Genomic DNA, 16,122 nt, shown 5'->3' with positions numbered 1-16,122 from the left:
TTTGTTTAATCAGTGATTTGCAATGTCGACGTATGGTTACTTTTTATCGACGTACAGCCCAACAGCCACTGAGAATTTGAAAACAAAAAAATCCCCGCTCCAAAGATTCAGAGCGGGGACAAAGAAGAGTTTACAATAATATCAGGAATGTGCTGACTGTTTCTTTTTATTGAAGAACCCGTAAATAATTGGGAAAATCAATAACGTTAAAACAGTTGCTGTAATTAATCCACCGATTACTACAATCGCAAGCGGTTTTTGTGTTTCCGATCCGATACCTGTTGAAGTAGCGGCCGGGAGCAGCCCAATGGCAGCCATGAGTGCGGTCATGACTACCGGCCGGATTCTTGACTTAACACCCTCTCGAATGGCATCGTCAAGCGGCATATGGGCCGCCAGATTTTTATTAAAGACAGAAATCAGAATTACCCCGTTCTGGACGCATAATCCAAAGAGTGCGATAAAACCAACACCTGCTGAAATTCCGAAGTTCATATGCGTTGCATGCAGCGCAAGAATACCTCCAATCAAAGCAAAAGGCACGTTGACCAAAACCAGACCGGCATCTTTTGCATTACTGAACATGATGAAAAGCAGGATGAAAATACCAACCAGACTGATCGGAACAACTTGTCCTAACCGCGCCGTAGCACGAACCTGATTTTCAAATTCTCCAACCCATTCAATTGAATATCCTTTTGGCAGATTCGGCAATTTTTCTCTTACACGTTGCTGCGCTTCTGCAATTGTACCTCCAAGGTCACGACCGCGAACAGAGAATTTAACCCCGATAAACCGTTTGTTATTATCCCGATAAACAAAAGCCGGTCCGGTAACTTTACGGATTGATGAAATTTCTTTCAGCGGGATTTTACCTCCGGTCAAAGTTGGTACCATCAATTGCTGAATATCCTGCTCATCGCGGCGATATTGCTGTTGGTAGCGCAAACGAATATCAAATTTACGCTCGCCTTCATACAAGATGGATGCTGTTTTTCCTCCAATCGCCATTTCAATAACCGCCTGAACGTCGGCAGTACTGACACCATATTGAGCCATTTTGTGATCATGCAAAATTACGCTGATCTCAGGCTGACCGATGTTACGGATAAGTCCCAGATCTTTGATACCATCCACATCACGGACGGCATCCATGGAAAGGTTCGCATATTTTTCAAGTTCTTCAAGGTTTGGTCCAAAAATTTTGATACCGTTGCTTGCCTTGTAACCAGCGACAGCTTCTGCTACGTTATCAACAATCGGTTGTGAGTAATTATACAGAACGCCCGGATAAACACTTAGCAATTTGTTCATTTCATCCGTAAGCTGCTCATTGGTGATTTTACGTTTCCATTCTTTTTTCGGTACCAAATCTACCTGAAACTGACAGAAATAGAATCCGTTCGGGTCAGTCCCGTCATTGGAACGGCCAACCTGAGAAAGTACCTGTTTCACTTCTTTAAAAGTGGCCAGATCTTTCCGGATGTCACTTGCCATTTTCACACTTTCCGGCAGCGACATACTCATGGGCAATTCGGCAGTAACCCAAAGTGCACCTTCATTCAGCTGGGGTAAAAACTCGGTTCCAAGCCAGGTTGAAGAGAAAAGAGAGACACTTAAAAATACGGTAGCGAATATGAAACTGATCTTTTTATGTCCAAAACACCAGTTGAAACCACTCATGACGATTTTGTCAAAAAAGTTAACAATCGGGTTATTTTTCTCACGAACATTTTTATTCAATAAGAAAGAACACAAAACCGGAACCAGCGTAAGTGTATAAAACAAAGCCCCTAGTAAGGCAAAACCCAATGTAAATGCCAGCGGACTAAACATTTTACCCTCTACTTTCTGGAAACTGAAAATTGGAAGGAGTGCGGTAATGATGATCAGTTTTGAGAAAAATATAGCTTTTCCCATTTCACCACCCGTCTTTTTGATCAGTCCAAGTTTGGAAAGTTTGTTATACCGATCCATCCCGTTTTTGTGGGCAAGATGATCCAAGGCTACAAATATCCCCTCGACCATCACGACGGCTCCATCGATGATAATACCGAAGTCAATCGCCCCCATCGATAGTAAGTTGGCCGACATTCCTTTCAGTTTCAAACAAGTAAATGCGAATAAAAGCGCCAGTGGAATAATGATGGAAACGATAATTGTTGTCCGCCAGTCGGCCATGAAAAGGAATACGATGACAGTTACGAAAACAATTCCTTCAACGAGGTTATGTTTTACCGTATCCGCACAAAATTCGATCAGATTATCGCGGTCATAAAAAGTGACCATTTTGACATCCGGAGGTAATATTTTGGTGTTTAATTCGCCAATTTTTTCTTTTATTCTGGCCAGTACTTCACTTGGATTTTCACCCTTGCGCTGTACTACAATTCCTTCAACAACATCATCATTTTTACCCAGACCAACCTGACCAACACGCGGCAAATCAGACTCCTTGACATCGGCTACGTCTTTTACCAGAACGGGATAATCTTTTACATACTCAACAATGATATTTTCAATATCTTGTGCGGATTCCAGCAAACCAATTCCCCGCACAACATAAGCCTGGCCATTTTTTTCAATTACATCACCACCAACGTTTACATTACTTTTTGTAACCGCTTCATAAACTTCAAGCGGCGTGATATTGTATTTAACCAGTTTGGTAGGGTTTACCTGAACTTCATAAATCTTTTCCCGTCCACCAAAGGCAACCACATCTGCTACACCCGGAACACTACGAAGCTGGCGGTCAATTACCCAGTTTTGAAGTGTCAACAATTCGCGGCTGTCGCGGTCTTTACTTTCAAGAGAATATCTGAAAATTTCTCCCGTTGGACCGTAAGGAGGCTGAACTTCCGGATCAACGCCGTCAGGCAAGGAAACAGTTCTTAGTTGATTATTAACCTGCTGACGGGCGAAAAAATCTTCTACATCATCATCAAAAATAATTTTGATAACAGACAGACCGAACATGGTTACACTGCGCACATTGGCTTTTCGCTGCACTGAGTTCATGGCGATTTCGATCGGCTGCGTCACGAACCTTTCTATTTCCTCAGCACTCCGGCCATGCCATTGTGAAACGATAATAATCTGCGTATTGGTAATATCCGGAAATGCTTCCAAAGGCGTACTCCTGTAACTGGCGATACCAGCAATGATCATGAGACCCGTTAGAAAGAATATGAAAAACCTGTTTTTGAGAGAGAAACCTACGATTCCCCGAATGAATTTATTCATTAAAATTCAATTTTGAATGAGAGAATATTGAATGATAGGCCGGGTCGCCGGTACGATGAGTGAATGATAGAACGGGCAAACATTCACTCATTCTATCATTTTATTAATCGTTGATAGCGTTGTAGACTAACAGCTGGTTTTTGGAAATGACTTGTTCACCATCTTTTAGTCCGCTTTTGATGTAAGCACGGTTTGTAAGAGTACGATACACTTCAACCGGACGTGCTTCAATTTTGGTGCGACTGTGAAAAACCATTACCCAATTTTTACTACGGTCGAAAATGATGGATTGGGAAGGTATGGCTGTCATTCTATCAGTTTCTTCAAAATTCAGATTCACCGTTGCATGCATTTCCGGTTTCAGTTTATAACCTACATTGCTCAGCTGAATTCTTATTTGCATTGCCTTGGTTTCAGGGTCCAGCACATTGTAGATTTTATCAACTTTTCCTTTGAAAGTTTCATCAGGAAAACTGATCGTATGTACATCTGCGCTCATTCCTACTTTAATCCGTGGAATATCGCTTTCATTTACATTAGCCAAAACCCACACATCGGCAATTTGTCCGACTGTGAATAATGCTTCCGAATTATCAGAACGCAGCTGCATTCCGCGGTTTACATTTTTTGAAATGATGAAACCATTAATAGGAGATTTTACAGTATAATTTGTCGATTTGCTCAAACCATAAATAGAAAATATTTCCTTCATACGGCTTACTTCGGCTTGTGCTTTGTCAACCATTTGTCTGGCTGTAATGGCATCTCTTTCCGGTACGAGTTTGCTTTCGTAAAGATCCTCTGTTGACGAAAGATTTTTCTGAGCGATCAGTAAATCCGACTGCGCCTGTATCATTTGGCGGTCGAAATCGGCAACTTCACCTGAACGGATAGTCGCAAGTTTTTGTCCTTTTTTTACATTATCTCCAAGTTCTACGTTCACGTCCTCCACATTACCTCCAACCAGTGGGAAAATTTTAATCACCTGATTTTCATCAGGAACAACCTTCCCAACAAGCGTTAATTCATTACGTACAATTTCAGTTTTGACAGTATCGATGTGTATACGATTCATCATCGTATCGGACAGCATAAACGCTTTTGATTCTTCCTGTTTTTCTTCCGCTTTGTGGCAGGACGAAAAGCAAAGACTTATTAAAGCCAGTGAACATACATAAACCAAATTTTTCCCCGAGCCTGGCCTTTTGCCGATAATTGATAGATCTAATTGCTTTGTTTCAGCTTTCATCCGTAAGTATGTAAGAAATTGAATTCGTTTATTAATTAAAAAGCTCCTCGCCAACTACGAAATTGAGCTCTTCATATACCTTTATCCGGTCCGCTTGCAACCGGTTAAACTCTTTGATGCTTTCGTTGTAAGTCTCGATGAAGTCAATAAATTCAAGCAGCGTAATATTCCGTTTCTGGAAATTGTCATAGAAGCCTTTGCTCAGTAATTTGAACTGATTGGTAAATTGGCTTTCAACGCCCTGATAAGCTTTTTCAGCTACAAAAACTTTTTGCAACGCTGCATTAACCTCATTGTTGATACTGTTCTGCTTGGCAGTTTCGGCTGTTTTGAAGTAGGATATATTGGTTTTTGCGGCCCGGATATTTCCCTGGTTTCTATTAAAAAAAGGCAAATCCATAGCAAGATTTAATCCGAAATAGTTGTTGACGTAATTACTTGCCTGGTCATAAATTCCGCCGATTTGCAAATCAGGAACTGCCAGTGATTTTTGTAAGGTATAATTAAGTTCCGCCTGTTTGGTAGCAGATTCAGCTACTTTCAAATCTGACCGGCTTTGAAGAGCTCTGTCTCGAAGAAGTGTCAGATTATAATTTCTTAACTGGTACCGGCTGATATCCGTACTGTCAACAACCGGTTTTACAGGAAGCTCAGTATTCAATAATGTCCTCAAATCGCGCTGATTATCCGACAGCTCGAAAACAATATTCGCCCGGTCATTGGTAAGCTGGAAAAGAAGTGCTTTTAAACGTACCACTTCTTTCAGCGAAATATTCTGGCGGTTGTATTCTTTGTCAAATGCAGTTACGGTTGTGTTCAACGTTGCAATCTGCGTATCGTACAGCGCAATGGTCTGGCTCAGATAATAGGTTTCGAAAAACATTTCCCGGAGCTCAAATTTCAGCGTTCTGATCAGATCGTAAAACTGAAATTCCGTTTTTCTGGTAGATTCCATGTCCAGTGCAACACGCTTATTTCTTTTTCCGGCAGTGGTGATTAATTGCTGGATTGTTACCGCTTTTTGTCCTTGGCGGCCAACGTCAAAAGCACCACGTGAATGGTTGTAAGCACTTAGTTCAAGTGAAAGTGTGGGATTAGCCCAAAGTTTGTCCTGAATTTCCTGGGATTTGGAAATATCGATCTGATACTTTTCCGCTAAGATGTCAAGGTTTTTTTGTAAGAAAATACTGTCCGCTTGCCGGATCGTGAGCCGGAGCGTATCCTGGGCTCGTAAACTGATAGTGAAAAAAAGTAAGAGTACGGTGAAGTAAGTTCGCATAATTCCATTTTAGAAAGATGCGATATTCGTCACCGGGTATTACAGGAGGCTTAGAATAACCTTAGAAAAAAATTAGAATGCTAAACATGCCTCAAACTGACCTGAAATTCGCTTCCTTTCCCCAACTCACTGGTTACTTTTATGGTACCGTGGTGCAGATCAATAATGCGCTGACAAATGGAAAGCCCGATACCAAAGCCAGGTACTTCGCTGGTGTGAGACGATCTATAAAACGGGTCAAAAAGATAAGGGATGTCTTCCTGACTGATACCAATCCCTTCATCTATAACCTTAACAACGCAATTTGATTCATTTGTGTCAATCAAAACACGAGCTGTATGATTGGAAGAATATTTGCAGGCGTTATCGATCAGGTTTAGAAGCACACGTTTTAGTAATTCTTCATTTCCGTCGATCACCGTATCATTCTCATTTTCAGGAATTGAGATATAATCGATCAGGATATTATAATTGGGGAAAGAAGAAAGAATCTCCTCCTTTGCCAGAAAAGCAATATCTTCAATCCGGACCGAAGTTGACTTCATATTGCCCATATTTTCAATGGACCGGGCCAGGAAAAGTAGGTTATTGGTAATGCTTATTAGCCGCTCTGTATCAGAAAATAGATTTTCAAAAACCTCTTCCAGTTCAGGATTATTTTTGGTGAAACGCTGGCCAAGCTGGATCTCTGATTTTAGCGCTGCCAGAGGCGTTCGCAGTTCGTGGGAGGCGTGTGAAACAAAACTTTTTTGTTGTTCAAAAGCTTTGTTGAGCCGGTCGAGTACAGTATTAAAATTAATTGCAAGCTGGGCAATTTCATCTTTCCGGTTTCCCTCATCCAGCTTTTGCGCAAGATTATGCGCCGTGATCTGTGAAACCTGCTGATTGATCAAACTAATGGGTTTCAGGGAATTACTGGCAAAATAAATACCCAGTGCCACGGTTAACCCGATACCACCAACAAGACCCCAGGCGAGGATCTGTAAAAGATTATCAAGTTTGTTACGTCCGAATTTGTCAAAAGCAGATGCCAGTACCACAAGCGGTTCATCACCTTCCTGATAAAGTAAGCCAATGGTTTCGCTGTCATCCTGCAAAAATTCCATTTCCTTATTTGCTCTTACTTCTTTCAGTAATTCAGCGTGATACGTGATCAGTTTGTCGTCAACGCTCGAATAAACCAATTCATCTTTACTATTGAAAATCAATACTTTTTCATCAAGCATTTCCGTCAGGGTATTTTTGTCAATGATCTTCAAAAGATCTTTGTCAATACCCTTCACCTTTACCAGAAGCCGGCAGGTTGTTTGTGCTTTACTTTTTAGCCGGTCATAAAATTCTTCCTGGCGGTAACGTGCTGATAAACTGTAAATTGCTGCTGAAAAAAGCAGAAGTATTACAGCTACCATCAGGGTAAATTGCAGGGCGATCCGGTCTTTTATTTTCACTGATATGCTTATTTCAAGGAGTGGTCCAGAATTATTTTATTAGTAAACGACTCATTCTTCTTTCATAATATATCCCAAACCTGGCCGGGTATGGATCAGTTTGGTATCGAAATTTTTGTCAATTTTCTTACGCAAATAATTAATATAAACTTCCACAACATTTGTGCCCGGATCAAAATTCAAATGCCAGACATGCTCTGCCAGATCCATTTTAGAAACCACCCGTCCGCGATGCATTAGAAAATATTCCAGTAGGGCAAATTCCTTTGCCGTCAGTTCAATAGATTTTCCGGCTCGGATAACTTCTTTGGTACCAACGTTTAATTCAAGATCAGCTATACGTAAGGTCTGGTTTTCTGTTTCCGGATTATTCAATTCAGAGACGCGTAAAGCCGCATTGATACGTGCCATTAATTCCCTGAAATCAAACGGTTTGACGATATAATCATTCGCTCCTTTGTTCAATCCTTCAACTTTATCTTCAACTTCACCATAAGCAGTCAGCATGATGATTGGAATTGAAGGTTTGTAAACACGGATTTGCTGACAAACGTCATAACCTTTCAGACCCGGAAGGTTCACATCCAGCAAAATCAGATCAAACTTTTTACTTAAAGCCAGATTTTTACCTGTAATACCGTCGTACGCAATTTCCGCTTCAAAATTTTCAGCATGCAGTCCACGGTAAATATTTTGGGCAATGCGCCTGTCGTCTTCGACAATGAGTATGGTTTTCATGTATGGTCAGGTCGTTTCTTCAAAATTAAAGTAAGGTAATGATTAAGCCGGGTGATATTAACAATTAACAATTAATCAGTAACCCTTAGATTAGAACTTCCAAAGCCTGTTCAAAATCTTTGATCAGATAATCAGGATCTTCGAAACCGATATAAATACGCGCAAAACGATGCCTTTCGTTGCTTGCATCAAAAGCTTCCGGTGCCAATCCGGCAGCCTGTGGCATAATAAGTGACTCGTGCCCTCCCCAGGAAACAGCCACCAGAAAATGTTTCAGAGAATATGTAAAAAGCTCAATCTGATCAAGTGAGCTGGCTTTTAGTACAATCGTGAAAAGTCCGCAAGCACCTGACATTTGTTCTTTCGCCAGTTCCAGCTGCGGAAAATCTTCATCAAAAGGAAAAATTACTCTTTCAATTTTCGGGTGGTTTTTTAAGTAAGCGATTACTTTTCTTGTAGATTTTGAAATATGTTCAAGCCGCATCGGAAGTGTTCTCAATCCTCTCAAAATCAGCCAGGCATTAAACGGAGAAATTCCTGATCCGGTATTTAATAATTGTTCATTAAAAATTCTTTTGAGCATTTCTTTCGAACCTGTAAGTACGCCGGCAAGTACATCGCTATGTCCGCCGAGGTATTTGGTACCCGATTGCAGGCTGAGATCAATTCCCAACGCATGCGGCCTCTGGTATATGGGTGTGCTGTAACTATTGTCAACAATGGTAATAATCCCGCGACTTTTTGCCAGTTTTGCTACGGCTTTCAGATCCTGTAATTCAAAAGTCAGCGTATTAGGCGTTTCAAGATAAATTACGGTTGTTTCAGGACGCAGTGCATTCTCGAAATTTTCGATTTTAGTACCATCAATATATGTTGTTTCAATACCAAAACGAGGCAAAATATTATCAAACAAACGCGTTGCCCAGCTATAAGGTTTTTGGACAGAAACAATATGATCGCCTGATTTAATATTGGCCATAACGGAACAATAAATGGCTGAGGCACCGCTATTAAAAACCAGGGCATCTTCTGCACCATCCAGGGCTGCAAGTTTTTTACTTAAAATATCAACGGTAGGATTATTTCCGCGGGAATAAAGAAAGTTGGCGTCTTCATTGGCAAAGGCATTTCTTAACTCATCAAAAGTATCAAATGCAAAATTACTGGTCTGGACGATCGGAGGGGCCACTGCGTTAAAATACTGGCTGCGGTCTTCACCAAGTTCATTCAGAATATAAGAGATGTCCATTTATTTGAATTTATTATTTTCCGTGGGCTGTCTGAATACAATTCCGGTTTCTATGGAATGAATGATGGCTTTGTTGCTGTGAGAAAAATAGCAGGTGTCAATATTCATTTCCTGTATTGTTTTTAAAAGCATTGTTACCTCGGATTTACTTCTTTTACGCGTCTGACGGATATAAACTGCCCGGATATTAGGCGCATACATGGCGCAAATTTCAGCATAAATTTCGGGATCTTTCTGGGAATCATCACCCAGCAAAATGAATTGCAATTCCGGGTAAAATTCAACAATATTCTGAATTTTACGAAATTTATGGCCATGAGAGCCAGCGCCGGTCATGATAAAATCATCGAGTCCCGATTTGATTTTTTTAAGTTTAAGAATTGCTTTGGGTAATCCGTTCAGTTCGGCAAAGCGGACAATCATATCATATAGATTCCATTCGCTGCTTGAAACATAGAAGAAAATATTATTTTGCTGCTGTGGATTTGTGCGGCTTGCGAGCGATAAAAGCTGGTAATGTTTGACCACATCGTCAAAAGGTTTTCGGGCCTGGACATTTTTTGCGAGCAGGACAAATAATTTTTTGAAGGAACGCCGGCTATGGGAAATGAGGAATGTATCATCTATATCAGAAATGATTCCATAAGAGCTCTCGTAAGGAATAAAAAACTCTTCCTGCCTGGTAACCTTGTACTTATGTTTCCCAACTTCATCATCTACACGTACTTCATACGGATGCCAGCCACCTTCCATAGGTTCGTGGAAGGGTATCTGGAATCGGAAATATCCGTCTTCTTCTGCGATGGTTTCGGCTACCACTGAACCTACGCGCAAAATGACGCGTAAATTTGGTATAGTTTTTAATGAAAATAACTGGATAATGGTGCGTGCATACCTAAAACCTGTGCGGGTATATTTATGATCGCCTTCAGGATATTTTTCGACGATATGGCCAAAAACAACTATTTCCTTTTTATTTGCATAACCTCTGTATAGTTTTAAGTCGCATCGTTTCATATTATTGCCAGATCCTTATTCACTTGAATTGCCTAAATTAGAGAATATGTTTTCAGAACGAAAAGTTTTGTTGGTTGTCAACCCAATATCAGGAGATAAGGATAAACAGGAAATTCTTTTAAAAGTTGCCGCCAGGGCGGAGGAGGATGATTATGTTTTGAGCATTTTTTCTACAACCGGAATTGATGATTTGACTCAAATAAGAGAACTGGTAAAAAACCTGTGCCCCAGTCGTGTTTTAGTAGCTGGCGGTGACGGCACAATATCAATGGTAGCCGAAGCAGTTCAGGGTTTGGAGGTGATTTTTGGGATCATTCCGGCTGGTTCTGCAAATGGTCTGTCGGCAGATTTCGGGTTGCCTACTTCTATTGATGAATCCATCCATGTAGCATTTGGTGAAAATTTCGTCCATATTGATGCTGTAAAAATCAATGAAGATATAAGCCTGCATTTAAGTGACATAGGGTTGAATGCTCTTTTGGTGAAAAATTATGAAAACGGCGACTTACGGGGAAAACTCGGGTATGCACTGGAAATGTTCAAAACGCTGAATGAGCATGAAAACTTTCAGGTGAGAATCACGACGGACGAAGGCGTTATTGAAACGGAAGCATTAGTTGTAATTATTGCCAATGCAAAAAAATATGGCACTGGAATTAGTATCAATCCTTTTGGTGATATGTCGGATGGAAAGTTTGAACTGGTCATCGCCAAGAAAATCGACTTCATTGAAACTGCCAAATTCCTGACGGGAAATACTGAATTTAATCATGACGTGATGGAATTTCTTTCCGTTGAAAAAGCAAAAATTGAATGTATCGACCGGGAAGTTTATTTTCAGGTTGACGGGGAATATAAAGGTGAAGTGCGCGAATTAATTGCTGAAATTTTGAAAGGATTTGTCAGAATCGCGGTTCCGTGACAGCTGTCGGCAATCAGCTTTTGGCTTTCAATTGTAAATAAAAAAACCTGTTTATCACGTTTATATTTTTTATCGAGGAGTTCTTCCTTAAAAAATCTGATAGCCGATTGCCGAAAGCTCAAAATTCATTTCTGACTTTTATAAGTAGTCCAAACTGGTTGTTTTCTTTTCTGGTAATTACATAACTGGTAATTCCTGAAAATGAAAACCTTAACATCGATCTTATTTTCTACGGCAATTTCTTTGTCGATAAATTCCTTTGCACAAAAAGCAGAACTATGCCAGGGAGCATATTTTACAGAAGCAGAGGGTAAAGCGTTTCTGGATAGTCATGTTCCCGCTTCAAAACTGGCATGGGAAACCCGGGCGCAAAAAATTAAGGCACAAATACGTGCAGGAATGGAGCTGGAAACAATTCCTGCCAAGCCAAAATCTATCCCGATTATCCACAGCAAACGTACTATGGATGGATATACCATCGAAAATGTTGCTTTTGAAAGTCTGCCTGGTGTTTATGTGACTGGGAATTTATATCGACCCATAAAAAAACAAAAATCATATGCCGGAATTCTTTGTCCGCATGGGCATGGAGAAAATCCGCACGGACGTTTCCGTGAACAAACCCAAAAACGCTGTGCAACTTTGGCGCGCATGGGTGCTGTTGTTTTTGTGGTGGATATGGTTGGACAAGGTGATGCGAAACAAACGGAGCATAAATTTTCAAAAGCTTTAAAACTTAATACAATCGACAACATTCGCGCGCTGGATTTTCTTATATCTCAGCCAGGCGTTGATGCTGAACGTATCGGGGTAACCGGCGAGTCGGGTGGGGGTACGCAGACTTTTTTACTCGCTGCACTTGATCAGCGCGTAAAAGTTTCCGCACCGACGGTGATGGTTTCAGCCCATTTCTTCGGCGGATGCGTTTGTGAAAGCGGAATGTCTATTCATAAAAAAGGAGATTTTCAGACAAATAATGTAGAAATCGCAGCTTTAACGGCACCAAGACCAATGTTGCTAACTTCTGATGGTGGCGACTGGACAAAAAATACTCCGGAAGTTGAATTTCCCTTTATTCAAAATATTTATTCGCTTTACGGGAAAAAAAGTGAAGTTGAAAATGTTCATTTGGCTGATGAAAAACATGATTACGGTCCAAGCAAGCGTAAGGCAATGTATGTTTTTATGGCCAAACATTTGAATCTTGATCTTAAATCTGTTTTGGACGCGCAAGGAAATATTGATGAAAATCCATCAAAAGTATTAGATCAGAAAGATCTGGAAGTTTTCAATACCGCACATCCACGACCAGCCAGTGCGATAATGGGCGATGAAGCTGTGTTAAAACTTTTATAATAATCGGAAATTTCCGAAATCTGCCGAACCGAAAGTATGATCATAATTATCGTTTTGCTTGCCATTGTTTTTATAGTTTTAAGTTCGACGGTTTTAAAAATGCATCCACTGGCAGGATTACTCCTGGCGGCATTAGGCGTGGGGATTTTTGCAGGATTACCGATTGACAAACTTGCCGAAACTATTGGAAAAGGTTTTGGAGAACTGATGTCAAAAATCGGTTTGATGGTAATTCTTGGTTGCGTGATTGGTGCAATTCTGGATCAATCCGGGGCGGCAATTAAAGTGGCAGATGTAATTTTAAAATTATTTGGGGAGAAACGTCCGGCATTTGCCATGTCAGTAATCGGAGCTATTGTGGGAATTCCGGTTTTTTGTGATTCGGGTTATATCATTTTACATAAACTAAATCAGATCGTAGCCAAAAGAACGAATAAGCCATTAGCCGTAATTTCATTGTCTCTTTCCGGTGGACTTTTCGCAACGCATACCTTAGTCCCGCCAACGCCAGGACCACTTTCGGCAGCCGGAAATCTGGGAATTGCCGATTCGGTAGGGTTGGTTATTCTGATTGGTTTGATCGTTTCTATTCCCAGTCTTTTCCTGTCAACCTGGTTTGCCGCGAAGTATGCTAAGGATGTAAAAATCATTGAAGAAATAAACCCAAAAATAACTGAAATGGAAGACAGGAAATTACCGGCAGCCTGGAAAGCTTTCATGCCGATTTTGCTTCCCATTCTTTTGATTACACTGGCTTCTTTTGCCAAAATTTTACACTTTCCGGAAAATGTAATGCGCTGGACGAGCTTTTTTGGAAGTCCCTTGGTTTCTTTTCTATTGGCAATATTTTTCAGTTATTCTCTTTTTCCGGAAAAAGCAGCCGAGAAAATGATTTCCTGTTTTAAAAGTGGTATCGAACATTGCGGAACGACACTTGTTTTGGTAGGAGCGGGCGGTGCTTTTGGTGCAGTTTTAAAAGAAACGCCGTTGAAAGAAATGGTTAGTGAGTGGTTGACAAGGAATGAAATGTCGGGTGTTTTCCTGTTAATCATCAGCTTTTTTATCGCAGCCTTTTTCAAAACTGCACAAGGTTCAACTACCTCTGCCATGGTTTTGACAACGAGTATTATTGCACCGCTATTAGCCACACTTGGCTTCGTAACTCCGCTTCAAATTACCTTGCTTGTGATGGCAATAGGAAGCGGGGCGATGATCGTGTCACATACTAATGACGCCTGGTTCTGGGTTGTATCTCAATTTACAGGGATTTCGGCAAAAGATACTTACCGGACTCATACCATTTTGACGGGATTGCAGGGTGTCGTCAGTTTTTTAATGACGGTTGTTTTGTATTTGGTATTGGTTTGATGAATAGATTGGGGAAGAAATATTGCGGTGCTCTGCACCTTTGGCCTTTGGGATTTTTAGCTTGGATTCTACAAATATTTCAGTGCTTTGCACCTTTATCTTTGGAATTTTCAAGCTTTGTTTCGACAAATATTGCGGTGCTCTGCACCTTTGGTCTTTGGGATTTTCTAACTTCGTTTCTACAAGTATTGCGGTGCTCTGCACCTTTGGCCTTTGGGATTTTCTAGCTTCGTTTCTACAAGTAATGCGGTGCTCTGCACCTTTAACCTTTGGGATATTCTAGCTTCTTTTTCTACAAATATTGCGGTGCTCTGCACCTTTGGTCTGTGGAATGTCCTAGTTCATTTCAACAAGTATTTTCGGTCCTCTGCACCTTTGACCTTTGGGATTTTCTAACTTGGTTTCGACAAATATTGCGGTGCTCTGCACCTTTGGCCTTTGGAATGTCCTGGTTCATTTCTATAAGTATTTTGGGTGCTCTGCACCTTTAGCCTTGGGATATTCTAGCTTCTTTTTCTACAAATATTGCGGTGCTCTGCACCTTCAAACTTTAGAATTTTCAAGCTTTGTTTCTACAAATATTCAGTGCTCTGCACCTTTAAACTTTGGGGTTCCTAGCTTCTTTTTTACAAAGATTGCGGTGGTCTGCACCTTTGGTCTTTGGAATGTCCTGGTTCATTTTTACAAGTATTCGGGTGCTCTGCACCTTCAATTTTTGGGATTTTCCAGCCTCGTTTTCTACAAATATTGAGATGCTCTGCACCTTTAAACACATACACTTCAATCGGAAAGGTGCGGAGCACCAAAATATTTGTAGAAGCCACGTTGACTAAATATCCGCAAGGTGCAGCGCACCGAAATAATATATGACATTTAATAAGACCTGAAACAAAAAAGGACGACCTCGCGATCGCCCTTTTTCATCAATACTATTCGAAAGAATTACACTCCTAAACTTGCAAGTGTTTCTGAAACTTTCGCAGCAGCTTCTTTAAATTCAATCGCGGACTGAACTTTCAAACCTGATTCGTTAATGATACGTGCTCCTTCTTCAGCATTTGTTCCTTGCAGACGAACGATAATTGGAACAGGAATTTCGCCAATCGCTTTGTAAGCTTCAACAACACCTGCCGCAACGCGGTCGCAACGAACAATACCACCAAAGATATTGATAAGGATAGCCTTAACATTAGGATCTTTAAGAATAATACGGAAACCTGCTTCTACGGTCCGTGCGTTCGCTCCACCCCCAACATCGAGGAAGTTAGCCGGCTCGCCGCCTGAAAGCTTGATAAGGTCCATAGTAGCCATCGCAAGTCCGGCTCCATTTACCATACAACCTACGTTTCCGTCCAGTTTCACATAGTTCAGGTTGTTTGCACCTGCTTCTACTTCCAATGGATCTTCTTCGTTGGTATCACGCATTTCAGCAAGTTCCGGGTGACGGTACAAAGCGTTGTCGTCCAGATCCACTTTTGCATCAACTGCAAGAATTTTATTATCAGATGTTTTTAAAACCGGGTTGATTTCAAACATCGCTGAATCACTCTCAATATACGCTTTGTAAAGAGAAGTGATAAATTTAACCATTTCTTTGAAAGCATCGCCTTCCAAACCAAGAGCAAAAGCAACTTTACGCGCCTGGAAAGGTTGTAATCCAACTTTTGGATCAATCCATTCTTTCATGATTTTTTCAGGAGAATGCTCTGCAACCTCCTCAATATCCATACCACCTTCTGTACTTGCCATGATGACATTACAGTTTCTGCCTCTGTCAAGCAGAATGGACAGATAGTACTCTTTCGGTTCACTGATACCCGGATAGTAAACATCCTCAGCAATCAAAACCTTGTTCACTCGCTTACCTTCAGGGCCGGTCTGGTGCGTAACAAGTACTTTTCCCAGAATGTTATTAGCTATTGTACGCACATCTTCAACAGATTTTGCCAAAGCAACACCGCGTTGTTCGCTGCCAACAATTCTGCCTTTACCACGCCCACCCGCGTGAATCTGTGATTTAACCACATACCATTTGGTACCTGTCTGCTGGCTAATCTCACGGGCGACTTCCACCGCCTTGTCGGGGGTGTCGGCAACAAGTCCTTCCTGAATACGTACGCCGTATTTTTTAAGGACACTTTTGCCTTGATATTCGTGAATATTCATGAGTATAAAAGTAAATTGGTATTTTCACGGCAAATTAAGGAATTAATCAAAACGGGGGTAGCTTTTTACCTAATTATCTTTTCA

The 16,122-nt window shown here is 40.9% G+C and carries 11 protein-coding genes; 3 read left to right on the top strand and 8 right to left on the bottom strand.

Annotated elements, in window-relative coordinates:
• Positions 1–141: 141 nt before the first annotated feature.
• The 7 genes from IEE83_RS23620 to IEE83_RS23590 all read right to left on the bottom strand — a co-directional run bounded on the left by IEE83_RS23620 (position 142) and on the right by IEE83_RS23590 (position 10,226).
• A complete protein-coding gene (locus IEE83_RS23620; protein WP_194122934.1) occupies positions 142–3,246 on the bottom strand; it encodes an efflux RND transporter permease subunit in 3,105 nt (1,034 codons plus the stop codon).
• A 103-nt stretch (positions 3,247–3,349) separates the two neighbouring features.
• Positions 3,350–4,495, bottom strand: coding sequence for an efflux RND transporter periplasmic adaptor subunit (locus IEE83_RS23615; RefSeq protein WP_194122933.1), 1,146 nt, complete (start codon positions 4,493–4,495; stop codon positions 3,350–3,352).
• Between the two features lie 31 nt (positions 4,496–4,526).
• Positions 4,527–5,774 carry a TolC family protein gene (locus IEE83_RS23610; protein WP_194122932.1) on the bottom strand — a complete coding sequence of 416 codons (1,248 nt, stop codon included), beginning with the start codon at positions 5,772–5,774 and terminating at the stop codon, positions 4,527–4,529.
• An 80-nt stretch (positions 5,775–5,854) separates the two neighbouring features.
• Positions 5,855–7,222 (bottom strand): sensor histidine kinase, encoded by a 1,368-nt coding sequence (locus tag IEE83_RS23605; RefSeq protein ID WP_194122931.1) that lies wholly within the window; start codon positions 7,220–7,222, stop codon positions 5,855–5,857.
• 51 nt (positions 7,223–7,273) lie between these two features.
• Positions 7,274–7,960 carry a response regulator transcription factor gene (locus tag IEE83_RS23600; RefSeq protein ID WP_194122930.1) on the bottom strand — a complete coding sequence of 229 codons (687 nt, stop codon included), beginning with the start codon at positions 7,958–7,960 and terminating at the stop codon, positions 7,274–7,276.
• A gap of 85 nt (positions 7,961–8,045) precedes the next feature.
• The gene (locus tag IEE83_RS23595) at positions 8,046–9,209 is read right to left on the bottom strand and encodes a trans-sulfuration enzyme family protein (protein ID WP_194122929.1); all 1,164 of its coding nucleotides are present in this window, start codon (positions 9,207–9,209) and stop codon (positions 8,046–8,048) included.
• Complete coding sequence (locus tag IEE83_RS23590; protein WP_194122928.1) at positions 9,210–10,226, bottom strand: App1 family protein phosphatidate phosphatase; 1,017 nt, start codon at positions 10,224–10,226, stop codon at positions 9,210–9,212.
• 46 nt (positions 10,227–10,272) lie between these two features.
• On the opposite strand from IEE83_RS23590, the gene IEE83_RS23585 reads away from it, so the two are divergent.
• The 3 genes from IEE83_RS23585 (at position 10,273) to IEE83_RS23575 (ending at position 13,872) form a co-directional block, all read left to right on the top strand.
• Positions 10,273–11,148, top strand: coding sequence for a diacylglycerol/lipid kinase family protein (locus tag IEE83_RS23585; protein ID WP_194122927.1), 876 nt, complete (start codon positions 10,273–10,275; stop codon positions 11,146–11,148).
• Positions 11,149–11,349: 201 nt separating this feature from the next.
• Positions 11,350–12,504 carry an alpha/beta hydrolase family protein gene (locus tag IEE83_RS23580; protein ID WP_194122926.1) on the top strand — a complete coding sequence of 385 codons (1,155 nt, stop codon included), beginning with the start codon at positions 11,350–11,352 and terminating at the stop codon, positions 12,502–12,504.
• A 36-nt stretch (positions 12,505–12,540) separates the two neighbouring features.
• A complete protein-coding gene (locus tag IEE83_RS23575) occupies positions 12,541–13,872 on the top strand; it encodes a GntP family permease (RefSeq protein WP_194122925.1) in 1,332 nt (443 codons plus the stop codon).
• Between the two features lie 942 nt (positions 13,873–14,814).
• Here IEE83_RS23575 and sucC read toward each other — a convergent pair.
• Positions 14,815–16,038: an ADP-forming succinate--CoA ligase subunit beta gene (sucC, locus tag IEE83_RS23570; protein WP_194122924.1), complete on the bottom strand. Its 1,224-nt coding sequence runs from the start codon at positions 16,036–16,038 to the stop codon at positions 14,815–14,817.
• Positions 16,039–16,122: the final 84 nt, after the last annotated feature.

Origin of the sequence: Dyadobacter subterraneus (genome assembly GCF_015221875.1) — a bacterium.
Lineage (GTDB): Bacteria > Bacteroidota > Bacteroidia > Cytophagales > Spirosomataceae > Dyadobacter > Dyadobacter subterraneus.
The sequence above is the reverse complement of the archived record's forward strand: the minus strand, read 5'-3'. Positions and strand labels throughout refer to the sequence as shown.